The sequence below is a fragment of the Acinetobacter pittii ATCC 19004 = CIP 70.29 genome, from assembly GCF_000369045.1.
In the GTDB taxonomy this organism is placed as follows: Bacteria; Pseudomonadota; Gammaproteobacteria; order Pseudomonadales; family Moraxellaceae; genus Acinetobacter; species Acinetobacter pittii.
In genome coordinates this window covers 1,208,616-1,235,614 of sequence record NZ_KB849786.1, presented here as the reverse complement: position 1 = coordinate 1,235,614, position 26,999 = coordinate 1,208,616, and the positions used below count along the sequence as shown (strand labels likewise).

24 protein-coding genes are annotated in these 26,999 nt (G+C 40.9%); 12 read left to right on the top strand and 12 right to left on the bottom strand.

The window, feature by feature from the left end; genetic code table 11:
• The first annotated feature begins 34 nt into the window (after nt 1–34).
• Nucleotides 35–934 carry an acetoacetate decarboxylase family protein gene (locus F928_RS10010; protein WP_005074202.1) on the top strand — a complete coding sequence of 300 codons (900 nt, stop codon included), beginning with the start codon at nt 35–37 and terminating at the stop codon, nt 932–934.
• Nucleotides 935–1,018: 84 nt separating this feature from the next.
• Here F928_RS10010 and F928_RS10005 read toward each other — a convergent pair whose 3' ends face one another.
• From F928_RS10005 to F928_RS09990, 4 genes are read right to left on the bottom strand one after another with little or no spacing between them, the layout of a single operon-like run.
• Entirely contained in the window at nt 1,019–2,488 is a 1,470-nt protein-coding gene (locus F928_RS10005) for an amidohydrolase family protein (RefSeq protein ID WP_002113897.1), read from the bottom strand.
• Nucleotides 2,485–3,279, bottom strand: coding sequence for an ABC transporter permease (locus F928_RS10000; RefSeq protein ID WP_005074200.1), 795 nt, complete (start codon nt 3,277–3,279; stop codon nt 2,485–2,487). Before F928_RS10000 ends, F928_RS10005 begins: the two co-directional genes overlap by 4 nt.
• On the bottom strand, nt 3,272–4,093 hold the full coding sequence (locus F928_RS09995) for an ABC transporter ATP-binding protein (RefSeq protein WP_002113938.1): 822 nt from the start codon (nt 4,091–4,093) through the stop codon (nt 3,272–3,274). The genes F928_RS10000 and F928_RS09995 overlap by 8 nt, the downstream gene beginning before the upstream one ends.
• A gap of 50 nt (nt 4,094–4,143) precedes the next feature.
• Nucleotides 4,144–5,136, bottom strand: a complete 993-nt coding sequence (locus F928_RS09990; RefSeq protein WP_002113681.1) for an ABC transporter substrate-binding protein — start codon at nt 5,134–5,136, stop codon at nt 4,144–4,146.
• A 656-nt stretch (nt 5,137–5,792) separates the two neighbouring features.
• Here F928_RS09990 and F928_RS09985 point away from each other — a divergent pair.
• The 3 genes from F928_RS09985 (at nt 5,793) to hpxO (ending at nt 9,106) form a co-directional block, all read left to right on the top strand.
• Entirely contained in the window at nt 5,793–6,806 is a 1,014-nt protein-coding gene (locus tag F928_RS09985) for an isopenicillin N synthase family dioxygenase (protein ID WP_005074196.1), read from the top strand.
• A gap of 233 nt (nt 6,807–7,039) precedes the next feature.
• The gene (locus F928_RS09980; RefSeq protein WP_002113694.1) at nt 7,040–7,756 is read left to right on the top strand and encodes a FadR/GntR family transcriptional regulator; all 717 of its coding nucleotides are present in this window, start codon (nt 7,040–7,042) and stop codon (nt 7,754–7,756) included.
• Between the two features lie 192 nt (nt 7,757–7,948).
• The gene (gene hpxO / locus F928_RS09975; protein ID WP_002113556.1) at nt 7,949–9,106 is read left to right on the top strand and encodes an FAD-dependent urate hydroxylase HpxO; all 1,158 of its coding nucleotides are present in this window, start codon (nt 7,949–7,951) and stop codon (nt 9,104–9,106) included.
• 99 nt (nt 9,107–9,205) lie between these two features.
• Here the strand turns inward: hpxO and F928_RS09970 are convergent, their stop codons facing one another.
• The 6 genes from F928_RS09970 to abaQ form a co-directional block, all read right to left on the bottom strand.
• Nucleotides 9,206–10,501 (bottom strand): hypothetical protein, encoded by a 1,296-nt coding sequence (locus tag F928_RS09970; RefSeq protein ID WP_005074192.1) that lies wholly within the window; start codon nt 10,499–10,501, stop codon nt 9,206–9,208.
• A 176-nt stretch (nt 10,502–10,677) separates the two neighbouring features.
• Nucleotides 10,678–12,051, bottom strand: coding sequence for a nucleobase:cation symporter-2 family protein (locus F928_RS09965; RefSeq protein WP_005074190.1), 1,374 nt, complete (start codon nt 12,049–12,051; stop codon nt 10,678–10,680).
• Nucleotides 12,052–12,101: 50 nt separating this feature from the next.
• Nucleotides 12,102–12,437 carry a hydroxyisourate hydrolase gene (gene uraH, locus F928_RS0103740; RefSeq protein ID WP_002113914.1) on the bottom strand — a complete coding sequence of 112 codons (336 nt, stop codon included), beginning with the start codon at nt 12,435–12,437 and terminating at the stop codon, nt 12,102–12,104.
• 396 nt (nt 12,438–12,833) lie between these two features.
• Nucleotides 12,834–14,408, bottom strand: coding sequence for an aldehyde dehydrogenase (NADP(+)) (locus tag F928_RS09960; RefSeq protein ID WP_002113745.1), 1,575 nt, complete (start codon nt 14,406–14,408; stop codon nt 12,834–12,836).
• Between the two features lie 10 nt (nt 14,409–14,418).
• Nucleotides 14,419–15,417 (bottom strand): AraD1 family protein, encoded by a 999-nt coding sequence (araD1, locus tag F928_RS09955; RefSeq protein ID WP_002113632.1) that lies wholly within the window; start codon nt 15,415–15,417, stop codon nt 14,419–14,421.
• Between the two features lie 10 nt (nt 15,418–15,427).
• Nucleotides 15,428–16,732, bottom strand: a complete 1,305-nt coding sequence (gene abaQ / locus F928_RS09950) for a multidrug efflux MFS transporter AbaQ (protein WP_005074187.1) — start codon at nt 16,730–16,732, stop codon at nt 15,428–15,430.
• Between the two features lie 169 nt (nt 16,733–16,901).
• On the opposite strand from abaQ, the gene ilvD reads away from it, so the two are divergent.
• Complete coding sequence (ilvD, locus tag F928_RS09945) at nt 16,902–18,635, top strand: IlvD/Edd family dehydratase (RefSeq protein ID WP_002113765.1); 1,734 nt, start codon at nt 16,902–16,904, stop codon at nt 18,633–18,635.
• 83 nt (nt 18,636–18,718) lie between these two features.
• Nucleotides 18,719–19,435 (top strand): FadR/GntR family transcriptional regulator, encoded by a 717-nt coding sequence (pdhR, locus tag F928_RS09940; RefSeq protein ID WP_002113901.1) that lies wholly within the window; start codon nt 18,719–18,721, stop codon nt 19,433–19,435.
• A 67-nt stretch (nt 19,436–19,502) separates the two neighbouring features.
• Here pdhR and F928_RS09935 read toward each other — a convergent pair whose 3' ends face one another.
• Both F928_RS09935 and catM read right to left on the bottom strand, forming a co-directional pair.
• Complete coding sequence (locus F928_RS09935) at nt 19,503–20,297, bottom strand: TorF family putative porin (RefSeq protein ID WP_005074184.1); 795 nt, start codon at nt 20,295–20,297, stop codon at nt 19,503–19,505.
• 80 nt (nt 20,298–20,377) lie between these two features.
• Complete coding sequence (gene catM / locus F928_RS09930; protein WP_005074181.1) at nt 20,378–21,292, bottom strand: LysR family transcriptional regulator; 915 nt, start codon at nt 21,290–21,292, stop codon at nt 20,378–20,380.
• A 100-nt stretch (nt 21,293–21,392) separates the two neighbouring features.
• On the opposite strand from catM, the gene catB reads away from it, so the two are divergent.
• From catB to pcaF, 6 genes are all read left to right on the top strand, one after another.
• Nucleotides 21,393–22,499 (top strand): muconate/chloromuconate family cycloisomerase, encoded by a 1,107-nt coding sequence (gene catB / locus F928_RS09925; protein WP_005074179.1) that lies wholly within the window; start codon nt 21,393–21,395, stop codon nt 22,497–22,499.
• 23 nt (nt 22,500–22,522) lie between these two features.
• Nucleotides 22,523–22,813 carry a muconolactone Delta-isomerase gene (catC, locus tag F928_RS09920; RefSeq protein ID WP_005069136.1) on the top strand — a complete coding sequence of 97 codons (291 nt, stop codon included), beginning with the start codon at nt 22,523–22,525 and terminating at the stop codon, nt 22,811–22,813.
• Between the two features lie 160 nt (nt 22,814–22,973).
• Nucleotides 22,974–23,894 (top strand): catechol 1,2-dioxygenase, encoded by a 921-nt coding sequence (catA, locus tag F928_RS09915; protein ID WP_005069135.1) that lies wholly within the window; start codon nt 22,974–22,976, stop codon nt 23,892–23,894.
• A gap of 134 nt (nt 23,895–24,028) precedes the next feature.
• Nucleotides 24,029–24,700, top strand: a complete 672-nt coding sequence (gene catI, locus F928_RS09910; RefSeq protein WP_005069060.1) for a 3-oxoacid CoA-transferase subunit A — start codon at nt 24,029–24,031, stop codon at nt 24,698–24,700.
• An 18-nt stretch (nt 24,701–24,718) separates the two neighbouring features.
• Nucleotides 24,719–25,372 carry a 3-oxoacid CoA-transferase subunit B gene (gene catJ / locus F928_RS09905; RefSeq protein WP_005074177.1) on the top strand — a complete coding sequence of 218 codons (654 nt, stop codon included), beginning with the start codon at nt 24,719–24,721 and terminating at the stop codon, nt 25,370–25,372.
• A gap of 402 nt (nt 25,373–25,774) precedes the next feature.
• The gene (gene pcaF, locus F928_RS09900) at nt 25,775–26,989 is read left to right on the top strand and encodes a 3-oxoadipyl-CoA thiolase (protein ID WP_005074169.1); all 1,215 of its coding nucleotides are present in this window, start codon (nt 25,775–25,777) and stop codon (nt 26,987–26,989) included.
• Nucleotides 26,990–26,999: the final 10 nt, after the last annotated feature.

Here is a 26,999-nt window from a genome sequence, read left to right as displayed (position 1 = left end):
GCTACTCGGTCAATTAATATAAAGGTGAACTTTCATGAATACAAAACAACAGTTTACTGAAGTTGAATTTGGGCAACAAAAAGTCAAAGTACCCAAAGGTGGTTATTATGACCGTTTCAGAATGAACCCCGATTTAGATGAAGTCGCGCAAGATCCTGCTGTTGGCAACATCGATTTTTTCCGTCATATTCCTAAAAAAATTGTGGAATCCCGAGTAGGTCCTGTTTGGGCACCCAATTTTTATTATCGTAGTGCAAATGTACAACTGCTCATGCTTGCACCTATTAAGCAAATTAAAGCAAAACTTCCTGCTGACTTAACGCCATTACAACCATTTCCAGGTTACGGGTTGGTTGCTGTTACGTTTTTTACCTATTCTGTTTGTGACAATGACCCTTATAACGAAGTGTCGATTGCGATTGTTGTCCGTAAGCCTAATGCTCGTGGTTCACATATTGCAGAGTTAATGAAATCGATGCGTCAACGTCATTTTTATGCTCATGTTTTAGCTTTGCCTGTTGATACTGAAATCGCCAGAGTGCGTGGTGTATATGGTTACCAGCTACCAAAATGGTTAACTAAAATTGACGTCAACATTAACTCAAAAGAAGTGCAAGCCGATATTTTTGATGTTAATGGCAAATTGGATTTAAGCTTAAAGACCGCTGTACCGACTTTAAAACATGTTGATTCTGAAACACATATCAACAGAGCCACCATGCTACATGTTGTTGATGGTAAATGGCATCAAACTGAAGTTGAGTCCAACATTCTTTCTTTTGCACAAAAACTTTTTCCAAAGAATGTTCAACTTGAGAAAAATGAGGGACCGTTAAGTACATTGCTAAATGAGCTTAGTGCTTCAACTATTCTCCGCTTAGATATTATTGAGGATGCTCAGGTGGTGCTTAATTTGCCGATTAAACTTCTTTGATATTTTGGCGGTATGATTACCGCCTCCCTTTAATTTAAAATAAACTTAAAGCTATTAATATCATAGTCTAATCAGATATCTAAGTTAGGCTATTTTCGCCATTTCGACACTACGCTGCTGCAACAGTTTCACCGATTGCTTCGCTTGCCAAGCTAATTCCATCATATCAACATCAGGAATTTGATCATTTTCCACTACCATTTTTCCAGCCACAAACATAGCTTTAATATGTGCTCTCCCGCCACTTGCCACAGGGCCAATCGCCATATCATGTAAGCCGAAATAACGCGGATCATTCAATTGATAAGCCACTAAATCTGCCTGTTGTCCAACCTCAATTGAACCCACTTGATCTAAACCTAAAATCTTAGCTCCACCTAAAGTTCCCCAACGAATGATATCCTCTATACTTGCAGCATCTGCTCCTCCTTCAAATAACCCACCCTCATATTGAGGTAGAGCCGACATGCCCTTTCTGGCCCGTTGTAACAGCCATGCAGCATGGGTTTCAGATAACATATCTGCGGCTTCATTCGAGCCCGCACCATCTACTCCAATCGAAATAGTCATACCCGCTTGTTCTAAACTGACAAGATCGGCAATACCACTCCCCAAACGTGCATTACTCTGAGGACAATGTGCAATCCCTGTTTGTGTTTGACCCAACAGCTGTATTTCTTCAGGTAATAGCTTAACCAAATGGGCAAACCAAACATCGCTTCCAACCCAATCCTGCTCTGCACAAAACTGTACAGGTGTCATACCAAATTTGGTTCGAGCCGCATCCAGATAATCTACTGTTTCAGATAAATGGCTATGCATGCGGATACCCAATTGTCTAGCAATCTTGGCGCTTTCTCTTAATTGCTGTGCAGTGGTCGAATGCAAAGCTGTAGTGGGTGCCATTACGATTTTCCGGAATGCATCGGAACTCGGTTGATGATATCGCTGTACTAGGAGTTCTATATCCTCCATATAGTCTTCAAATTTCTCAGGGCGTAATGCTTGCGGTAATTCGCTTTCTAAGCCACGCGTTAGAGTTGCGCCACCTCGGCATAACACAAAACGCATGCCTAACTTTTCAGCTTCATCAAATAAAATCGCAGCCCCATCGAATGGCATTTGTGGCCAGTAAAGATAATGATGATCCGCTACTGTTGCACAACCTGACCGTAATAATTCAATTAATCCGATACGTACTGCCACCCGAAATGTAGCTTCATCGAATGCACCACGAAATCGGTATGGCGTACTGGCAAGCCAAGAGGTTAGGTTTTGATTTAAACCTTGCGGTTCTCCCTTCAATAAGGATTGAAATAAATGATGATGAGTATTTACCCAAGCTGGATAAATTACACAGTCTTTCGCATCGATAATTTGTTCATTCGATTGTGCGGTCAGTTGTCCCAATTCAATAATTTTACCGTCTTGAATACGGATATCAGTAAATGAAGAACGTGCTGCATCCCCCGATAACCCTGTCAAAATGGCATAAGCATTTTTGATTAAATAGCGATGATTTAAAGAACCATTATTTGAAAGATCAGGACTCATACTTGTTCACTCTCATGCCATTTACTTAAAAAGAAATGACTTAATAAAGACATTAGCACAAATAAACCCAAGCCTGTGCACGTAATAAGAAATAATGCTGCAAACATTAATGGTAAATCGAGCTGAAAACCTGCTTGCAAAATTTGGTAAGCCAAACCTGCACTAGTCCCACCAGCTCCAGCCACAAACTCCGAAACCACGGCGCCAATAAGTGCCAAACCAGAAGAAATACGCAACCCACCAAAGAAATAAGGCAAAGCATTCGGCACACGTAAGCGCATTAAAATTTGCCAACGACTGGCTTTATTGATCTGAAAAAGATTAAGTAAACCTTTGTTGACGCTACGTAAACCTAAAGTGGTGTTAGTCAATATTGGAAATACTGCAACTAACATGGCACAAACGACTAATGCTAATGTTGTATTTTGAATCCAGATAATCACCAGAGGGGCAATAGCGACAATTGGAGTCACCTGAAATAAAATGGCATAAGGCATAAAACAGGCTTCTACTACACGGCTTTGTACAAAGACGAAAGCGATCAAGGTGCCAATGACTACAGCACAGACAAAAGCCAATAAGGTAATTTTTAGCGTGATCAACAAGCTTCCAAATAACACACTGGACTCTTTAATCATTGCCATAACAATATCGCTGGGTTTTGGTACGACATATACAGGTACTTCAAGCTGTTGAAAACTTAACTGCCAAACTAGTAGGAAAATCAGACCTAACCCTAGTGGAGCTGCAATAAGTTGTACCTTTGGATGTTCCATTAATGGTTTAATCATGACTATGCCCTCCGCTTGCCTCAGCTAATACTTGGGATAGATGTGAACATTGTTGAATAAAGACTTCAGAACTACGGAAAGCTTCATCACGCACATAAGGCCCCTCAATTTCAAGGTCAGCCACCACACGTCCTGGTCGTGCCCCCATCACAATGACCCGCGAAGATAAATACACTGCTTCATAGATGCTATGAGTAACAAAAACTACGGTTAAATCTCGCTCAGACCATAATTGACGAATATCACTGTCAAGTTTATGGCGAGTAAATTCATCTAAAGCTCCGAAGGGCTCATCCATTAACAGTAAGTCTGGTTCAGTCACTAATGCGCGAGCCAAAGAGGCACGCATTTGCATCCCCCCCGAAAGCTCTCGTGGATAAGCACGACTAAAGTTTTCTAAACCAACCGCCTTTAACGCGGCCATAACTTTTGGTGTACTAGTTGATTTCGAAATATGCTGCAAATCCAAAGGTAAGCGTACATTTTCTGCAATATTAGCCCAAGGCATCAGGGTTGCTTCTTGAAAGACCATTGCCATTTTGCATTGTGATTGAATCTCGGCCTTGCCATTCCAACGCACTAGTCCCGCAGAAGGTTGCTCCAGATCGGCAAACATTTTCAGTAAAGTACTTTTCCCGCAACCTGACGGTCCAAGTAATGAAACAATCTCACCACGTGCAATATTTAAATCCAAACGTTGTAAAGCATTAGTACCATTTGGATAAGTCTTTTCTACCCCTCTGACCATAATCATTGGCGTAATAAAATTTGAAGATTCATGTATAGAAGTATCAATTGTTAATGCAGAATTCATATGGTTTCCCCTCCGCGCGAATGCCTTTTTTCTTAACCCTATAACCCTGACTACTTAGCAGTTTTAACAAACTGTGTGGTATAAGCAGTTTTCCAGTTGGTTTGAGCTTTTAACAAACCAGCGTTCACCATAAAATCTCGTGTGGCTTTCCAACGCGCATCGGTCATGACCCCGATTCCTTGTGTTTTAGCATCTCCTCCATCAATCAGTTTGAGTTTGCGCATTTGACCTACTGCAAAGGCCAGCAGTTCATCTTTCATATTTGGGTTTTCTTTTTTAATCAAACTATTCCCTAATCGAGGATCAGCTAAATAGTTTTTCCATCCTTCCATCGATGCCTGAACAAAACGACGCATAACATCTGGTTTGTTTTGAATCACATCATTGCGTGTAACTAAAATACCGCCATAAGCTGGATAGCCAGCATCAGCAAATAAAAAGAAATTACTTGAAGGCTCTGCTTTTTTTGCCTGAAAGACTTCAGAGGTTGCATAGGCTTGCTGTGCCACATTTTTGCCAGCTAAAAATGGCTGCATATTGAAGGTATAAGGGCGAGCCTGTGCTGCATTTAATTTATATTTCCCTTTTAACCATGGCCACCAGCTTGCTTGCCCACTGGTTGAAACAAGAATTGTTTTGCCTTTTAAGTCCGCCAAAGACTTTACATCGCCATGAGTTAATACACCTTGTGGGTCAAACTGAAATGGTGCCGCAACTGCTTTGATTGGAAAATTACTTTCAATACCCTTTAAGACCTGTAAATCATAATTAATTATAATGTCGGCACGTTTGGACAATAGTAAGGTCATATTATTGACCTGTGGCCCACCAATTTTAATATCGACATCGAGTCCGTATTTTTTATAAATCCCTTGTGCAAGTGCCTGATAATATCCACCTTGCTCGGCTTGTGCATACCACGTGGTTTGTAGAACAAGTTTATCGGCAGCATAACTGGTTGAACTGAAAATTGTTCCTAGCCCCAATAATGCACTCACAATAACAGTACGTCGCCCTTTGCTTACATAGTGCTGAATATTCATAAATAAGCCCCCTAAATCTGTATTGATTTATCTTGCTATTCTTTTTAGGGGGGCAATCAATGTATCAAATGCACATTTCTCTCAAAACCAAGATGGTTTTGTCCCCAAAAGAGGAACAGCAAACGCTGTAGAGCAATGTCCCGCATGTTTACTACACACTGACCGCTTATACTCAGGAATGAATTAGCAAGCTCTGTGCCAATTTTGATTTCATTTTGTTTTTCATAGTAATAATCTAATTTGGGCTTATTTTTAATCATTCCTCAATGAACAAACTGCGTTAATTAATTTGTTTTATATGCGGCTTAGTGGTGCACTAGGTCATCATTCATGCACTTCACAGGTGCTTTTCTAGAATAAAAGATTTTTGATTATTCATCGCTGATTCATCTTAAATGCAATATTGCTCTCCCCATCCCAACTTCATAACCTATCCTTAGAAATTGGCACAAAAAGTGCTACATGCTCTATGTCAGAGTAGAAGCGTTCAGCATAGTAGTAATATTAATTGCTATGTGGGTCATTGCTCAGAAAACAGTTCATGTTCTTTACATAAAGTTATCTTTTATTAAGAACGTGTGGCTCTTTTTTGAATGTGACCCATTATTTCAATCTATTTGATTGGGTCACGATTATCCAAAATATGAGGTTGAAATATGAACAGCGCCAATATGACTCCAGTAGCTGAAAATGACTACAGCTTAGAAGAACTGCAAAAAGAAGCTCGTATGGGAGCTTTTGGTCAAGAGACCTTTGAACGGGAAGTCCGGGTCATTAATTTATCAAATTTTGAACAACGTAAATATGAAATTGCGGACCAACTCTGGTCAGCAGCTACCGATATTGGCTTCTTTCAAGTATCGAATCATGGGATTCCACTTGAGCAAATTCAAACTGCATTTGAAATGACACAACAGTTTTTTAATCTGCCAGAATCAATTAAAGCTCGCTACCCACTCAATCGCAATGCAGGTTGGGAAAGTAAGGCACAGGTTCGTCCATCGACCAGCACACCAGACCAAAAAGAGTCTTATCAAATTACCCGCCCACGTATGGAAGGTCTTTATCCTAGTCAAGAGGAATTACCTAATTTTAAAGATACCATGTTGGAGTTTGAACATGCATGTTGGCAAGTCGGCATGAAAATTTTATCTTGCTTTGCTTATAAACTAGGCTTTGCCGATAACTTCTTTACTCTTGCTCATGACCCGGATCAAGAAAGCTACCAAAGTACTTTAAGAATGCTGCACTACTATGCAATTGACCCTGCTCTTAAAGATCAATTAGGTCTATGGCGTGCAGGAGCACATACAGATTTTGACTGTTTAACGCTACTGTTCCAACGTAAAGGACAAGGTGGCCTGCAAGTTTGTCCGGGTAAAGATATGGAACAACAGCAATGGACCAGCATTGAGCCACGTGATGATGTAATTACCTGTAATATCGGTGATATGCTCACGCGTTGGAGCGATGATCAACTGCCTTCTAATTTTCATCGTGTCAAAAATCCTGAAACAGATGAATATCAAGGCGCACGTTATAGTTTGGCATTCTTCTGCCAAGCCAATGAAGATATGATCATTGAAGGGCCACAAAAGAAATATCCGGCCATTACAGCTAAAGAATATTTAAAACAAAGAATTAGCGCAAACTTCAACGGAAAGTATTAAAAGTACTGCGTACGGTCAGAGATAAATAGTCTCTGACCGTTCTGAAGTTTCAGCAATACATATTCTCATTAATCATTCTTAAACTTTTTATCCTTATTCAATAACGTAATATCCAGTTCAACTGGTCTGATCTGTTATTAAAAATACGGCTAATTTTAAGCACGCGCACCAACAAATAGATAAATTTTGTGTAGAATCAAATTATTTATTTATATATTTACGGTGTGTTGCTTATGAGCCCACAAGCTATGCTCAATGGAAAATCATCTCAGGTGACTGAGCAAGCGGTGGAAATCATTTATCAACGCATTCAACAAAATACTTATGCCGTCGGATCTGCTTTACCCTCACAACGTGAGCTTGCAATTCAATTAGGAATCAGCCGTGCATCTTTGCGTGAAGCATTAACCCGCCTTGCCGCTTTAGGTCTATTAGAAATCAAAGCAGGTAAAGGTGTTTACGTTATTTCACAGCATAGCCAAGCGGCAGAACAATGGGATGGTGAACATCGTGTATCACTTAAAGATTTCTATCAATTACGCTATGTACTAGAAAGTTTTTGCGCACTTCTCGCATGTGAGTATTTAACTGAAGATGATAAGTCCATCTTACAGCAACATTACCAATCATTAGCAAGTGCAATCAAAGAACAAAACTGGCAAGCAGCCTCTGAGTTTGATTATGCATTTCATCAACATATTATTGAACTTAGTCATAATCAATCGATTATTCAAACACTTAAAATACATACTGACTGGATTAAAAAGAGTCAGATCCTACCCTTTGTTCAACCCAATCTGGCATTTAAAACCATTCATGAACATGAATTAATTCTGCAAGCTTTATTTAATCAGGACTCAGCAGCAGCTGAAAAAGCTATGCAAGCACATATTATTGGTGCCGCACAGCGTGCTGGTGTGTATTTTTCCAGACATAACAGCGCAATATAATCATAAATTCCAAATTTGTAGTGCTATGCACTACTTTGCTCCATACTTTGAACCACATCAATACCACCTTTTTAAGATTGCTTTTTAATGGAGCAATATTACTGGTATGACCAGTAAAACCAGTTAATAAAATTGGCACACTTCTCGCTTAGAACGGTTTAGAAACTTACTTAAATACTTAGGATCTGAACAATGAATATCGCGATTGTAGGTGCAGGTATGGGCGGTTTAACTGCTGGTATCGCTTTAAAAAAATTTGGTCATCAGGTCACAATCTATGAGCAAGCAGCCGAAATATTACCTGTTGGCGCTGCCATCTCACTTTGGTCAAATGGTGTTAAGTGTCTCAACTATCTTGGTTTAACGGATCAAATCCAGAAACTAGGTGGACAAATGGAGTCTTTAGCATATCTTGATGGTCTTAACCAACAAACCATGACCCAATTTAGTTTGTTACCTTTATATAAAGAAGTAGGACAACGTGCCTATCCTGTCGCTCGAGCTGATCTACAACAATTATTAATGCAGCAATTTGGTGTGGAAGACATCAGACTCGGGATGAAAATGACTGCAATTGAAGCTCTTCAAAATGATGTCACCATACATTTTCAGGATGGTTCTCAGATAACAGCTGATCTACTGATTGGTGCAGATGGTACACATTCTCTTACGCGGCAGTTTGTACTGGGCCATCAAGTTGAACGTCGCTATGCTGGTTATGTAAATTGGAATGGCTTGGTTGATATTGATGAGCAGATTGCACCGGCCATGCAATGGACCACATATATTGGTGAAGGTAAACGTGTATCACTCATGCCCGTTGCACAAAATCGTTTCTATTTCTTCTTTGATGTGCCGCTTGAGGCTGGACTGTCAAATCAGCGTGAATATTATAAGCAAGACCTTAAAATGCATTTTAGTGGTTGGTGTGAACCAGTACAAAAACTCATTGAGCGTTTAGATGAGAAAAAAACCAATCGTGTCGAGATCCATGATATCGAGCCTTTTATGAATTTCTATAAAGGACGTGTAGTGCTCTTAGGTGATGCTGCCCATAGCACAACTCCAGATATTGGACAAGGTGGCTGCCAAGCCATGGAAGATGCGATTTATCTTGCTCGTGCCTTACAAATCAATACCTTTGGTTTAGAAGATGCTTTGAGCCGCTATCAAAACAAACGCAATGATCGTACTAAGGAAATGGTGTTAAGAGCCCGAAAACGTTGCGATGTGACACACATGAAAGACCCGAAAATCACGCAAGAGTGGTATGAATCTTTATATCAGGAACAAGGTACTCACATCATGCAAGGGATCATCAGTAATATTATCGGCAATCCTCTCGACTAAATATTTAAATGCTTTCCCCCTCTATAGGGGGATTTTTTAACCCATAAAAAAAAAGTGCATATTTCGATTTAAATATGCACTCTATGCTATAAAACACAGTTAAAACTTATAAGACAGTGCAAAACGGTTTTGTAAGAAATTTTTGTCATAGCGTGGTGATGTTTGGATACCTGCAAAATTGCTGACACTAAAACCTTTTAAAGCTCCCGTAAAATTATAAATACCAAACAACATATATTCAGATTGATTTCGACTCGCGACATTTTCCGACTCTTTTAAGTCCATAAATGAATAACGCGCGCCAGCTATCAACTGATCTGTCAAATTACCTTCTAAAGACAACATCAATGCATTACCTGAACCTAAATCTTGAGTGCTGGTGAAAAATGGCTGGGCAAAAAGTTCACCTGAAGAGGTTTTAGCTGCATAGGGTGTTAATAATGCCCCATTTAAATAACTACCCTGATCTGGTTTTATATAGTTATACGCGACTTTTAGACTGGCGGTAGGCATAACCTTAAACGCAGCCTGTACACCGAAAATTTGGCTATTAACCTCTCCAGCAAGTGCTTTGCCCTGATCTTTACCTGAAATATACTGGATTGAAAATTCAGGACTATAATTAAGCATTGGAATTGCTAAATCAGCTTGGGTATAGATTAGACGCGTATAGTCATCATAATTTTGATACCAAAATTGCGTTTTTAAACTTTTATCATTGGCTAAATTAAAGCGCTTCCCTGCACCAACCGACCAAACCCCATTGGTTTCCACATTTGAATTTTGACGAGAAGTTTTATTGAACTCATCCTCGCCATAACTTTTATATTTATTTACTTTAGTGAGTCGTAAGAAATCATAATTATTCCCGATCTGTACATCAGCAGCCTGATATAAAAACATCAATACACGACGGTCAGCATAATCGCCCATAAAAGGTAAATTTAGCCGCTGGTTACCAATCGTCACTCTAGCCAAATCGTTTTTCCAGCTTACATAAGCTTCTGCTAGACCATCCCTATCTTCTTTTAATTCTGGCACTTCATCATTTTCATTTTTATCATCCAGACGGCGCTGTATGTCGTATCCCACAGCTGCCTGTATGCCATAAAAAGGAGCTGTTTCATATTTAATATACCCACCAATGACGGTCGTATCCTGATTTAAATTATTCACAAAATAGCCATTATTAAGTGAGTAATATGCAGATTTAACTACCCCATGAATACTGCCGCATGCAAATGCTGCCCCTATACGGTCCATTGCATCATTACTCGTCTGACAATCCTGCTTTAGATTAAATAGGCCATTCAGACTGGTATCAGCAGCCCATACCGGCACAGTAGCAGCCATGCTCAGCATAAGTAATGCCGATTTTAATTTAAAATTTCTCATAAAATTCCCCTATAAGATTTGATTTGAAAGTCGCTTATGGTCTTTCAAAAGACCTGTTTTTGACCTTTTTAAAGTCAAAATCCCCCTAACCTATTCATTATTGAATAAGCGACCTTTAAATTTTTGCGAATGAAAATGCGGTTAAATTAGAATGTCTAATCCCTAACCGGTGTCGATCAATGCCCTGAATTTATGGGCGTAGTTGCAACATCAACGGACTTTTTGCTAAACGGTAAGTGGTTAAAAATAATATTAAGCAAAATGGCAGTGATACAGGCAGAACTAATACCTGAATGTAATAGGGTTTTTACCCATGTCGGAAATTGCGCATAAAACTCTTGGTTTACAATTGGAATCATGCCGATTGTGAGTGAAGTAGCGACAATAATCAGATTCTTATGATCGTTATAATCTACTTTGGCTAAGGTTCTTATCCCACTAGCAGCAACAGTGCCGAATAATACAATGCCCGCTCCACCTAAAACTGGCATCGGAATTGATGCAACAAAGCGGCCAATAACAGGTAATAAACCCAAGATAATTAAAATTCCACCAGCTGTTGCGACTACAAAACGGCTTTTAATACCTGTAATTGCAACCAGACCTACATTTTGAGCAAAGGCGGTTTGCATGAATGAACCAAAGATTGGGGAAATTGCACTCGATAGCATATCTGCACGTAGACCATTACCAATTCGTTTTGAATCAACTTTAGTTCCAACGATTTCACCAATCGCAATAATATCGGCCGTGGTTTCAGTCATGATTACCAAAGTAACAATTACCATGGAAAGAATGGCAGAAAATTCAAATACAGGAGAACCAAAATGGAAGAAACTTGGAAAAGCAAAAATAGGACCCGTACTTACTCTTGAGAAGTCAGTAAAGCCTGCAATATAAGCAATTACTGTACCCAAAACGATTGCTGCAAGAATCGCAAGGCGGCGCAGAATCTGATTTTGCAACATACTAAAAATAATCACAATCGCTAGCGTAATTACAGCCAAACCAGTATTAGTCGGATCTCCCCAGTTTTCAGCTTTCGGGTTTCCTCCCATAATCCAGCGGATCGCAACAGGTGTGAGCGAAATACCAATCATGGTAATGACGCATCCTGTGACCACAGGTGGAAAGAAGCGGATAATTTTTGCAAAGAATGGTGTAATCAACAAACCAATTAGAGATGCGACAATCACAGCACCAAATGCAGATGGCAACCCCCCACCGGTACTCACAATTGCCAAAATAGTGGCAACCCCTGCGAAAGATACGCCTTGCACAATTGGTAATTTTGCACCGAAATATTTAAAGCCAATGGTTTGTATAACTGTGGCGAGGCCTCCCACAAATAAGGCGGCAGCCACCAATAAGCCAATCTCTGAAGCATCTAGACCTGCAGCTGCACCAATAATCAATGGCGGTGCAATAATCCCACCGTACATGGTCAACACATGCTGCAAACCATATAAGATGTTTTTATTCATCCCTAAATATTGATGTTCTGCCGAGATATGCGGATCTCTCTCTGGATTTATATTGTCTTGATGCATGGGTTAATTCCTCAAATTAAATTCATGATGTCCATATTGCTTGGGTTGATTTAGCTGCCACGATACGTTGAATATGAGAAAGGACTGATCAATAGAGGCACGTGAAAGTGCTGGTGAATATCATTGACTTTAAAATCAATACAGACTCTCGGATAAAAGCTATTGGTATTTAGGGCCTGAAAATAATCCCCTACTTCAACAACCAATTGATAATGACCACGAATAAATGAGTCGACATTAAATGCTTGAATACGTCCATCTGCATCAGTGAACTGTTCATCGATTAAAATATATCCATGGCTCGTTTCCTCGAATAATTTCACCAATACTTGAGTTACTGGCTCGCCGAGTGATGCACTTAAAATATGTGTGCTGATACCCGCCATTATTGAATCTCCTGATTTGAGCGAAGAAGGACGTTTCTGAATTAATTCAGAAATCCAAGTTGGGATATGCACACAAGCTTGTAATACCAGCCGAGCCTGACTAGAAGCTAGTTGATTAAAAGTTTCGAGTTGCATATCCGCTCCAATTTAATGCATTGTCTGACTGGTCTGACCAGATGCATTAAATTAAGCAACAAATATGCCAGTTTAAATAAGATAGGCTTTCTAATAGTTATACATACAATCGGTTTAAAACTACTTCAGGCTTATTTAAATGCGAATAAAAGAAATAAAATTCTTTCAAAATAACTTTATGTAGACTTTTGAACAGTATCCTTAGGGATAGAAAACAACAATAAAAAAAGAGACCAGTTTGTGGTCTCTTTTTTGAATTGATTAGATAGCTTCTCTGGTCATCTCACCATTCACCAATCTTAAAATCTGCAACGGGTTGCTGTCTTTTAAAGCCTCTGGCAATAAGCTTTGCGGATAGTTTTGATAACACACAGGTCTGAAATAACGGTCAATTGCCAAGGTTCCAACAGAAGTTCCTCGGGCATCTGAAGTGGCTGGATATGGTCCGCCGTGTACCATCGCATCACAAACTTCAACACCCGTTGGATAACCATTTATGAGCAATCGACCAGCTTTTTCTTCTAACACTGGAACCACATCTGCAAACTCGGTTAAGTCTGCTTCGTCGGCAATTAAAGTTGCAGTCAGTTGACCATTCATGCTTTGTAGCGCCTGAATGAGTTGAGCTTTATCTTCAACCTCAATGATGACGGTGGTTGGTCCAAAGATTTCTTCTTGCAGAAGCTGGTCACCCGCCAGTAACAGCTCAACATCGGCTTTAAAGAGTTGTGGCTGTGCCTGATTGCCTTGCTGGGTTTGACCTGCCAAGTGCTTAATACCTTGATGCTGGGTTAAGTGCTCAAGACCAGAGGTATAACTTTTCAAGGTGCCGGCATTGAGCATAGTCTGTGCAGGTTTGCCACCCATAATTTCGGTTAGGTTACTAATGAGCTGACTAAACTCGGCTGATTTAATTCCCAAAATTAAACCTGGATTGGTACAGAACTGACCACAACCCAAAACAACTGAATCTGCCAAGTCCTGTGCAATTTTTTCACCACGGGTTTTCAGGGCTTCTGGCAATAATAACATCGGGTTAATGCTGCTCATTTCAGCAAAGACCGGAATTGGCTGTGGACGGGCTGCTGCCATATCACATAAAGCGCGACCACCACGAAGTGACCCCGTAAAACCAACTGCTTGAATTAAAGGGTGTTTCACTAAAGGTTCACCGACACCATTACCATAGATCATGTTAAATACGCCTTTAGGCATATTTGATTTTTCTACGGCACGTTCGATTGCCTGCGCTACAAAGTCTGCTGTCGCCATGTGGCCACTATGCGCTTTCACCACTACAGAACAACCCGCTGCCAGTGCCGAAGCAGTGTCACCACCTGCGGTTGAAAAGGCGAGCGGAAAGTTACTTGCCCCAAAGACTGCCACAGGGCCAACACCGATTTTAATCTGACGCAAGTCTGGGCGAGGTAAAGGCTGACGCTCAGGCAAGGCTGTATCAATCCGCGCACCTAAAAAGTCACCACGACGTAACACTTTGGCAAATAAACGCATTTGTCCACTGGTACGGCCACGCTCGCCTTGTAAACGTGCAAGTGGTAAAGCGGTTTCCTGTGAGACAATTTCAAGAAAATCTGTACCTAATGCATCGAGTTCATCAGCAATATTTTCTAAAAAGGTAGCACGCTGTTCAGGTGATGTATGACGATAAGTCTTAAACGCTTGACTGGCGGCTTCACAGGCCTGATTAATCTCTTGCTCAGTTGCATGGTGAAACTCATAAGGTAGAGCCTCATCAGTCGTAGCATGAATACTTTTTAATAAAGTTGTACCTTGTGCACTACGTGAACCGCCAATAAAGTTGTGTCCGATAACCATTTTATATTCCTTAGAGTGTAATAACTGAACCGATCGGTAGCTCTGGTTGTGTATGTGCGAGCTTATTTTTGAGTGGAAGTCCGAACTCTTTCATCTCTATTTCAAACTCATCGTTAACCTGTGCTTGAATACCATCAGCAAAAGATAGAGTCGCTGTACCGAAATAGTGAATATGAACATCCCCTGCTTTTAAGAATTGTTGATACTTAAAGTGGTGATATTCCAGATTTGCCAAGCTATGGCACATATTGTCTTCACCAGACAAAAACTCTTTTTCCCAAATGATTTGTCCATCACGGCGCAATCTGCTAGTTCCGACTAAATGTTTTGGTAACTCGCCTGTACGTAAAGCTGGACCAAAACTACAAAAACGTAATTTTGAATGCGCCAGATATAAATAATTACGACGCTCCATCACATGGTCAGAATATTCATTGCCCAGCGCAAACCCGATTCGGTAAGGCTTTAAGTCTTCGCCAATAACATAGAGGCCTGCAATTTCAGGTTCTTCGCCGCCGTCTTCGGCAAATGGTGGTAAAGGTAATTCAGCTCCTGGCCTTACCACGATTGAACCGTCACCTTTATAAAACCATTCCGGTTGTGCTCCGATCTGACCTTGTGCTGGACGCCCCTTTTGTAGCCCCCATTGAAATATCCGCATGGTGTCGGTCACCGAGCTGTCATCGCTTAAATTTTGTTGATGCATTTTGTCGCGTGCAGATGCAGAACCTAAATGGGTTAAGCCTGTACCAGAAACTAAACAGTGCGTTGGGTCTGGATGATCTAAAGGCGGCAATACCTTTAACTCTGCTAATAAAGATGAATAATCATAGGTTTCCGCTTCAAAGCCTAACGCCTCAACTTGTTGTTCCAGTGAAACTTTATTACGGATTGCTAAAAGTGCTAAATCACGAACCGATTGAATATTTTTAACCGGATATGTCATGTTGCCTTCTACTTTAGCGACGGCACGTTGATTTGCACGATTCTCAAATTGAATAATTTGCATGTTTTATTCCTTACAAAGGCTTTTGAATATTCACTGTTTGTGTTTTTTGACGTTCGAGCTTGGCATAGACGATGTAAGTCAGAATCAAGCCAAAAAGCATGACGATAGATAAGAAATACAAACCAGCAGCCATATTTCCCGTGTATTCTTTTAAAAGTCCGATCCCAAATGGACCGACATAGCCACCTAAATTTCCAACGGAGTTAATTAAGGCAATACCAGCCGCTGCACTTGCACCCGTTAAGAAACGACCCGGTAATGTCCAAAACACGGCAGTCGATGAAAATAGACAGAACGCAACTACAGCCAAAGCTGCCAACTGCATAACTGGAGAATTTAGCCAACCACTTAAAAACATTGCACAAGCACCTAGTGCATACAGAAAACTTAAGTGTCCGTAACGATCGTTCAGGCGGTCAGTACTACGCGGAATAATGAGAAGTCCAATAATTCCAAAAACGTAGGGAATGCTAGATAAGAAGCCAATTTGAATATCACTACCTCCCCCAAATTGCTTAATAATGGTAGGAAGCCAGAGATTTAAACCGTAAATACTTAAAGTCACTGGTAAGTAATACAATGCTAATAAAAGTACGCGTTTGTCTTTTAAGGCATGCAGTGGATTGGCATGTCGGGTTTGGTCATATTCGGCTTCATCTTTAACAAGTTCATTTTTAAGCCATTGTTTTTGTTCAATGCTTAACCATTTCACTTTATCAATATTATCTGGCAACCACAGGAATGTCGGTAAAGCCAATAAAACCGCGGGCAAGCCAACTGCAACAAACAACCATTGCCAGCCGTGCAAATTTGCAATGCCATCCATTCCAAGTAATAGACCAGCTAAAGGCCCTGCAATCATCATGGCAATCGGTTGTGAAAGCACAAACATTCCCATGATTTTTCCGCGATGCCGCACCGGATACCACTGTGTAATTAAATATAAAACACCAGGGAAAAAACCTGCCTCTGCTACACCGAGTAAAAACCGTAATAGATAAAAACTTTTAGGGCCTTGAATAAGCGCCATGGCCATAGTGATGAGGCCCCATGTTAATAAAATGCGGGTAAACCATTTACGAGCACCAAATTTGTCTAAAAGCAAATTACTTGGAACTTCAAAAAGAAAATATCCAATAAAAAATAAGCCAGCTCCTAAACCATAGGCAGCATCACCAATTCCTACATCTGCACCCATATGCAAATGGGCAAATCCGACAGCAGCCCGATCAATGTATGCCACAAGATATAGTATGACTAATGCAGGTATCAGCTTAAACGTGACCGTCCGTATTACATCCTTTTCGAAATCCATGTTCGACTCCATTTCCTTTTATTTACTTATAGAGCATCTTGCTCGTAAATTATCCCTTCAATTTAAAATATAGTAATACTATTTAAATTTCAAACCTTTTAAAAATAAAATTTATGGTGTATTTTTAATTTAATTAATTCTAATAGTAATACTATATAGGGAAATTTGTATGAATAACAAACAAGTTCTTCGTTCGGCTGCTTGGTTTGGTACAACGGATAAAAATGGCTTTATGTATCGCAGCTGGATGAAGAACCAAGGAATTCCAGATCATGAGTTTCAAGGCAAGCCCATCATTGGGATTTGTAATACGTGGTCTGAACTCACCCCATGTAATGCGCATTTTCGAAAAATTGCCGAACACGTAAAAAAAGGGATTTTAGAAGCGGGCGGCTACCCTGTTGAGTTTCCTGTATTTTCAAATGGTGAGTCGAATTTACGTCCTACCGCCATGTTTACCCGCAACTTAGCCAGTATGGATGTTGAGGAAGCTATTCGTGGTAACCCTATTGACGGCGTGGTGTTACTGACAGGTTGTGACAAAACCACCCCTGCATTATTAATGGGTGCCGCAAGTTGTGATATTCCTGCCATTGTAGTAACTGGTGGGCCAATGCTGAATGGTAAGCACAAAGGTAAAGACATTGGTGCAGGTACTATCGTTTGGCAAATGCATGAAGAGTTAAAAGCAGGCAAAATTGATTTAAACGAATTTCTATCTGCTGAATCTGGTATGTCACGCTCGGCTGGTACATGTAACACCATGGGTACAGCTTCTACAATGGCGTGTATGGCTGAAGCCCTAGGCACTTCTTTACCCCACAATGCGGCCATTCCAGCGGTAGATTCTCGCCGTTATGTGTTGGCTCATCTTTCAGGTATGCGCATTGTTGACATGGTTCATGAAGATTTACGTCTTTCCAAAATCTTAACCAAAGAAGCCTTTGAAAATGCGATTAAAGTCAATGCAGCTATTGGTGGTTCAACCAATGCCGTAATTCACTTAAAAGCAATTGCTGGACGCATTGGGGTTGATTTACAACTCGATGACTGGAACCGTGTTGGCCGTGGCATGCCAACCATTGTTGACTTACAGCCTTCAGGCCGTTTTTTAATGGAAGAATTTTATTATAGCGGCGGTTTGCCAGCCGTGATTCGTCGTATGGGTGAAGCCAGTCTCTTACCACATCCACAAGCCTTAACCGTAAACGGTCAAACCATTTGGGAAAACTGCCAGCAATCACCTATTTATAACGATGAAGTGATTCGGAAAATAGATAACCCAATTCGACAAGATGGCGGTATGTGTATTTTGCGCGGTAATTTAGCCCCTAAAGGTGCGGTGCTTAAACCATCTGCTGCCACACCTGAACTGATGAAACACCGTGGTCGTGCAGTCGTATTTGAAAACTTTGATGATTATAAAACCCGCATTAATGATCCAGACCTTGATGTTGATGAAACTTGTATTCTTGTGATGAAAAATGCCGGCCCTAAAGGCTATCCGGGCATGGCCGAGGTTGGAAATATGGGGCTACCACCAAAAATTTTAGCCAAAGGCATTACCGACATGGTTCGTATTTCCGACGCACGAATGAGTGGAACAGCGTATGGCACGGTCGTTTTACATGTTGCCCCTGAAGCCATGGCAGGTGGGCCTTTGGCCGTAGTTCAAAATGGTGACTTTATCGAACTTGATGCCTATGCTGGAAAACTTCACCTAGAAGTGAGTGATGAAGAACTTAAGCAACGTCTTGAAAATTTAGCACCATCAGCTCCACCAAGTTTTATTGGCGGTTACCGTAAGCTCTATGTAGAACATGTTTTACAAGCCGATGAGGGCTGTGATTTTGATTTCTTGGTCGGTTGCCGTGGCTCAGAAGTTCCACGTCATTCTCATTAATATTTATTCTTGAAAAAGATGATCTTGTTAAAACACAAGGTCATCTATACCATAGGATATTCAACATGTCGTAATAGTGAAATATGAGTAAAGCTGACTATAAAAATCCTATTCCAAGCAAAAGCCAACATGCATTAATTGTTCAACAATTGGGATTAAAAATTGTTTCTGGAGAAATTTCAGAAAATGAGAAACTCCCAAGTGAAGTTGATTTATGTGAGGAATATAAAGTCAGCCGCCCTGTCTTTCGCGAAGCAATCCGTGTTTTAAACGCTAAAGGCTTAACTTACTCAAGACCCAAAATTGGAACTGTGGTAAGGCCTAAAGAAGAATGGCATTTACTCGATCCAGATGTATTGTTTTGGCTAATTCAAACCACGCCTGAACACGAATTTTTTAAAACACTTTCTACCGTACGACGCGTTTTAGAACCTGAGCTTGCTTATATTGCAGCAAGTACAGCAAACGAAGAAGATATTGAACGCATTAAACATGCCTATGATGGGATGGAAAAAGCAACAACAGTTGAAGAATTTATAGAGCCAGATATTCAATTTCACTTAGCAATTGCCAAAGCAACGCATAATGACTTATTGGCTTATATGTCAAAAATGCTGGTTTTACCTTTACAGCAATCTATTCAAGTCACCAGTCTACGCCCAAATTTACAAGGCCATTCACTACCTAGACATAAAGCGATTTTAACCGCAATTGAAAATAAAGATCCGCTCTCGGCTCGCCATGCTTCACTTGTTCAGCTAGACGACACCAAAATGGCTTACGATTTAATTAAAAAATAATTTGATATATTCACTATTTAAAGCCTGATCACTCAAAATAAAGTAATCAGGCTTTTTTATTTATAAATTAGAATACCTTTTTAACTGAGACAGTAAATGTCGAATCAATCGGATTTGAAATTGGCGCATCAGGTTCACCATTACTATACTTTTTATAGAAACCATCTTTGTCCCAAGCTTTGGCATACGCTAAACCAGTAGTCCAGCCATCCCCTAAATCTTTAATCAATTCGACTTTCATATCTTGAAAGTTAGCTTCCGAGAAATTTTTAATTCTTTCATAGCCATAGTGAGCACCAAAAGTCCAAGACTCATTGATAGGCTGAGTAAAAGTTAGATCTAGATAAGTTGTTCCTCGTGAACGTTTACCTGCTGGGCCACCCATCGTATCTGAGTTATAGCCTGCATAATCTGGAGTGTAGGTAATGAAATATTTAAGAGTCAAAGGCCCATAACCAATTTGAGGCACAATTTCGCCATAGTTATAACTGGTACTTCCCGTTTCAGGCGTACTTTTAGCTCCTGGATAATAGTAATAAAAAACCGTCATTCCAGCCGAAAACTTATCAAAAGTTTTTATATAACCTGTATAAAAATCCCACTCAACTGAAGCATCACGAAGATAGTTAGAACTTACATTTGAAGCCCAAGTCCCTACAAATAATCCATTCGGATTTGCATAATCTAGACCAATTTGTAATGCAGGCTTGCCCCAAGTTTGTTGGAAACCACGTGAGATATATTGACTTGCGAAGGTTACATTAGCACTGTATGGAGAAATTTGTTCTTGTTCATTTACTTGCTCAGCATGTACAAAACCACTAGACATAACAAGAGAAGCTATCCCTAAAATTTTTCTCATCTAATAATCCTTTTAAATATTACCTATAGGTTTAAAGTTTTAAAATAACATGATAATTCAATTTAAAACGTATTAAAAAGTTATAAATTCAAATTTCTGGATACTTCTTCTTCGCTATAGATCTCTTCAATACAATCTAAGATTTTAGGAATATACGAACTTTGGTCCATATTTCGCATTGATAGAGAAATGGGACTATAGGCTTCTAAGTCTAAGATATTTAAATAAGTTAGATTCTTCATTCCAATGTCACAGGCGCTTTCTGGAATAATACAAATACCCTCTCCAGATGCCACCAAGCCAAGTGCCATATGAATTTCGCGGACTTCAGTCAGTTTGGCAGGAACAAGACCTAATTTGGTAAATAAAGCTTGAATAGTGGTCGAAAAATTCGGCTTAGGTGTTGTGGGATAAGAAAAAATTGTCTCATTGATAATTTGAGATAAATAAATTCCTGATTCTTGAAACTCACTTAAAGGATGTTTTTTATGAATCGCGAGTTTTAATTTTTCTTTTCGAAGTAGAAGTCGCTTAATGGCAGGATCGCTAATAGGTAGCCGTCCGAAACCTAAATCAATTTTTCCTAACTTTAAGGCTTCGACCTGATCTCGTGTACCACATTCAATAAGCTCGACATGAATGTCAGGATTTTTTTGTCTAAATAGATAAATGACCTGCGGTAATCGCCCATACAGAAGCGAACTCACATAGCCAACTTTAACAACATTCTCGACTAGCTTCAGTTTCTTTGCCATAGAAGCAGCTTGAGCTGTATGGGTCAAAATCTGTACCGCATGTTGGTAAAAAAACAGCCCTGCTTCAGTCACTTTTAATGGACGTGACCCTTTCACAAATAGATCAATGCCTAACTCTTCCTCTAGTTTTTTGATTTGGCGCGTGAGTGGTGGCTGAGCAATAAAAAGCTTCTCAGCCGCTTTAGTCAGACTTTGTTCTTCAACAACGGTAACAAAATAACGTAGATGCCTTAATTCCATTAATATACCTTTTTAGTATCTTAAAATACCGTTCTATATCTATTTTAGGCTATTACATTCTTCTATGGTATGTAAACAAGTTTGAAATAGTTGAAACTTCATGTATAGAACCATAGAAACCATACTTGTGGATATTCCAACTATCCGTCCTCACCAGCTGTCTGTGACTACAATGCGTACTCAGACTTTGGTGCTCGTTAAAATTACGACCACGGATGGTATTGTAGGTTGGGGTGAAGCGACCACCATTGGTGGACTGAACTATGGTGAAGAAAGTCCTGAAAGTGTCAAAGCCAATATTGATACTTACTTTGCACCATTACTCGCATCAGTTAAAGATTTAAATGTTGCTCAAACACTAAAACTGATTCGTAAGAATATTAATGGTAACCGTTTCGCGAAATGTGCCATTCAGACTGCTCTACTTGATATTCAGGCAAAACGTTTAGGCGTGCCATTAAGTGAAGTTTTAGGTGGCCGTCTGCGTAATAGTTTACCTGTACTTTGGACGCTCGCGTCTGGTGACACAGAAAAAGATATTGCTGAAGCTCGAAAAATGATTGAGTTAAAACGTCATAACACGTTCAAACTCAAAATTGGTTCACGCCCTTTACAACACGATGTTGATCATGTGATTGCAATTAAAAAAGCACTCGGTGCAGATATTAGTGTACGCGTTGACGTAAATCGTGCATGGTCAGAGCTGGAATGTATTCAAGGTATTCAACAGCTTCAAGATGGCGGGATTGATTTAATTGAACAGCCTTGTGCTATTCAGAACACTGAAGCTCTTGCGCGCCTAACACAGCGTTTTGATGTCGCAATTATGGCGGATGAAGCTTTAACTGGTCCTGACAGCGCATACCGTATTGCAAAAAGTCATGGTGCCGATGTATTTGCCGTGAAAATTGAACAATCTGGTGGTCTGATCGAAGCGTGTGAAGTTGCCAAGGTTGCAGGTTTGGCTGGAATTGATCTTTATGGCGGCACTATGCTTGAAGGCCCTGTAGGTAGCGTGGCTTCTGCTCATGCGTTTGCAACCTTTGAAACATTAGCGTTTGGTACTGAATTATTTGGTCCGTTATTGCTTACCGAAGAAATTTTGAAAGAACCGCTACGTTACGAAAACTTTGAATTGCACTTGCCAACAGCTCCCGGCTTAGGCATTGAAATTGATGAAGATAAAGTCGAGAAGTTACGTCGTTAAGGCAACAGGATAAGGAGTTTCCCATGTTATTTCATGTACGTATGGATGTGCATATTCCACTTGATATGCCAGCCGACAAAGCAAATGAAATTAAGGCTGTTGAAAAAGCCTATTCGCAAGACTTACAGCGTCAAGGTAAATGGCGTCACATCTGGCGTATTACAGGCCAGTACTCAAACATCAGTATTTTTGATGTCGAGAGCAATGAAGAATTGCACAATATTTTACAGGGTTTACCTCTCTATCCTTATATGAACATCGAAGTTATGGCGATGAATCGCCACCCTTCTTCTGTTCGTGATGATGATTCGTAAACCAAAAGAATTTTTTAAATGTGATCTCTGAAGTCCATTTAAAAACCAAGCAGATTATTCAGAAGGTAACAAGGAACGTGGCGGCACTTATTCGCTAGCAAAACAAAATGCCCGCAGCGCTGCCACCCAAAACCGTATTGCATACTTAAGGAGTTTTAGTATGAACCGTCAACAAATTGATGCGCTTGTAAAACAAATGAATGTCGACACTGCAAAAGGCGAAGTTGATGCACGTGTTCAACAAATTGTAGTGCGCCTTCTCGGGGATTTATTTCAAGCCATTGAAGATTTAGATATTCAACCTTCAGAAGTATGGAAAGGTTTGGAATATTTCACAGATGCTGGTCAAGCAAACGAACTTGGTCTTTTGGCAGCTGGCTTAGGTTTAGAGCATTATCTTGATTTACGTGCAGATGAAGCTGATGCCAAAGCTGGTATTACGGGTGGCACACCACGTACCATCGAAGGCCCACTTTATGTAGCTGGCGCGCCTGAATCTGTTGGTTTTGCGCGTATGGATGATGGTACAGAATCTGGCAAAATCGATACCTTAATTATTGAAGGTAAAGTAACCGACACGGATGGCAATATCATTGAAAATGCCAAAGTTGAAGTATGGCATGCCAACAGTTTGGGTAACTATTCGTTCTTTGATAAGTCTCAATCTGACTTCAACTTACGTCGTACCATCTTAACTGATGCTGATGGTAAGTATGTTGCATTAACAACTATGCCTGTAGGTTATGGTTGCCCGCCAGAAGGTACAACTCAGGCCCTTCTTAACAAATTAGGCCGTCATGGTAACCGTCCATCTCACGTTCATTACTTCGTTTCTGCACCGGGTTACCGCAAGCTGACTACTCAATTCAACATTGAGGGTGATGAGTACTTATGGGATGACTTTGCTTTCGCAACCCGTGATGGCTTAGTTGCAACAGCAGTTGATGTAACTGACCCAGCTGAAATTCAACGCCGTGGTTTAGATCACGCTTTCAAACACATCACATTTAACATCGAACTTGTTAAAGATGCCGCTGCTGCTCCTTCAACTGAAGTTGAACGTCGTCGTGCTAGTGCTTAATTGAAAGTATATGTGAGTTAAAAGTTCGCTTTTGACTCACAAAATTTATTCCATTTATTACTACCATTAAGAATTTAAATAAATTTTTAGCGGTAGTAATACATCACGTTACCTCATGCTCTAAGGTTTCTCACATGATTGACAAAAGTAAGTCCTCACTAAGCGAGGTTCTATCGCAGATTAAAGATGGTGCAACCATTCTGATTGGTGGTTTCGGTACCGCAGGACAACCCGCTGAACTCATTGACGGACTGATTGAACTCGGTGTTAAAGGCTTAACCATTGTCAGCAACAATGCCGGTAATGGTGACTATGGTCTGGCGAAACTGCTTAAAGCAGGTTCGGTTAAAAAAGTGATTTGCTCTTTCCCGCGTCAGTCTGACTCTTATGTTTTTGATGAACTTTACCGTGCGGGAAAGGTCGAGCTTGAAGTCGTACCACAAGGTAATCTGGCGTGCCGTATTCAGGCAGCCGGTATGGGCCTAGGCGCTGTGTTTACCCCAACAGGCTTTGGAACACTTTTAGCCGAAGGCAAAGAAACCCGCGAAATTGATGGTAAAGACTATGTGCTTGAGTATCCGATTAAAGCTGACTTTGCCCTGATTAAAGCTTACAAGGGCGACCGCTGGGGCAATCTGGTTTACCGTAAATCTGCACGTAACTTTGGCCCAATCATGGCCATGGCTGCTGATGTCACCATTGCTCAGGTTTCTGAAGTGGTTGAACTCGGTGGATTAGACCCGGAACACATCATCACCCCAGGTATTTTTGTACAGCACGTTGTACAAGTAGCGCCAGCACAGTAAGCAATAAGGAGAAATAACATGAGCTACCAGAAACTCAGCCGTGACCAGATTGCAAAGCGTGTGGCACAAGATATTCCAGATGGTGCCTATGTGAACTTGGGTATTGGCCTACCAACCAAGATCGCTAGTTACTTACCTAACGATAAAGATATTTTTCTTCATTCTGAAAATGGCCTGTTGGCTTTTGGCCCGCCACCGGCGGCAGGTGAAGAAGACCCAGAACTGATTAATGCGGGTAAAGAGTTTGTGACCATGCTTGAAGGTGGTAGCTTTTTCCACCATGGCGACTCGTTTGCGATGATGCGTGGTGGTCACCTTGATATTGCGGTACTTGGTGCATTTCAGGTTGCTGCGAATGGCGACTTGGCGAACTGGCACACGGGTGCACCCGATGCGATTCCTGCTGTAGGTGGTGCGATGGATTTAGCGGTTGGTGCCAAGAAAGTATTTATCACCACAGATCATGTGACCAAGCAAGGTGAGCCGAAGATTGTGGCTGAGCTGAGCTATCCGGTTACAGGTAAAAAATGTGTTGACCGCATTTACACGGACCTGTGTGTGATTGACGTGACTAAAGATGGTTTAAAGGTGATCGAGAAAGTGGAAGGTCTTAGCTTTGATGATTTACAGGCTTTGACTGGTGCAACTTTGATTGATGCGACTAAAGATTAAAATTTAAACAGCAGTAACTATCGTGAGAAGCGACATGGATGTCGCCCGTTGGACAGGGAGGCAAGGAAGCCTCCTCTGTTCAACAAAGGTTTTTGTTACTTTTGACCTTTCAAAAGTAAGGTATCACTTAAGCAAAAGACCTGCGGATATCACGGTAGATTACAGCCGTGATGTTATCCGTTGATATGAAAATTTATAAATCATCACAACGTGGTCTTATCTGTTTAAGCCAGATGCCACCAGCTAATTCGTGTCACTTTTTTTAAAAAAGTAACCAAAAACCTTTGTTACTCAGACACAACTTCCCTGTTGTGCTGAGCAACGAGGCGACATCCATGTCACCACCGCGAAATACTTACGGAGAATGGCTAAAAAGGCCTGAAGTAAAGGACGAAAGTTAGAATGAAAAACGCTTATATCATCGATGCCATCCGTACTCCATTCGGCCGTTATGCCGGTGGTCTTGCACCTGTCCGTGCCGATGACCTTGGCGCTGTGCCGATTAAAGCGCTCATGCAGCGTAACCCAAGTGTAGATTGGAAACAGGTCGATGATGTGGTCTATGGCTGTGCCAATCAAGCCGGTGAAGATAATCGTAATGTCAGTCGTATGTCAGCACTTCTTGCAGGTTTACCGTATCAGGTGCCAGCAACCACCATTAACCGTTTGTGTGGTTCATCACTCGATGCCATTGCCATTGCTGCCCGCGCCATTAAAGCAGGTGAAGCGAATTTGGTGATTGCAGGTGGTGTGGAAAGTATGAGCCGTGCACCCTATGTGATGGGTAAGTCTGACAGTGCCTTTGGCCGTAGCCAGAAGATTGAAGACACTACCATGGGTTGGCGCTTCATTAACCCGAAACTTAAAGAATTGTATGGTGTAGACACCATGCCCCAGACTGCCGAAAACGTCGCTGAACAGTTCAACGTTAATCGTGCAGATCAGGACCAGTTTGCCTTGGTGAGCCAACAACGCACCGCAAGCGCGCAAGCCAAAGGCTTTTTTTCTAAAGAAATCGTGGCAGTTGAAATCCCTCAGCGTAAGGGCGATGCTCTTGTGATTGATACCGATGAACATCCACGTGCATCAACCACCCTTGAAGCTTTAAGCAAACTTAAACCTGTGGTTAAAGCAGATGGCGCAGTAACAGCAGGCAATGCTTCAGGTATTAATGATGGTGCAGCGGCTCTATTGATTGCTTCTGATGAGGCAGTCCAAGCTTACAACTTAAAACCGCGTGCCAAGATCATTGCTTCAACAGCAGTGGGTGTAGAACCACGTATTATGGGCTTTGCTCCGGCACCAGCCATTAAAAAATTACTTAAACAAGCCAACCTGACTTTAGAGCAGATGGATGTGATTGAGCTGAATGAAGCCTTTGCTGCACAGGCTTTGGCCGTGACCCGTGATTTAGGTTTGCCAGATGATTCTGACAAGGTAAATCCAAACGGTGGTGCCATTGCTTTAGGTCATCCACTTGGTGCATCAGGTGCACGCTTAGTCACTACAGCCTTAAACCAGCTTGAACAAACAGGTGGCCGTTATGCCTTGTGTTCAATGTGTATTGGTGTGGGACAAGGCATTGCTTTGATTATTGAACGTGTTGAAGCACTTTAAGGAGAAACAA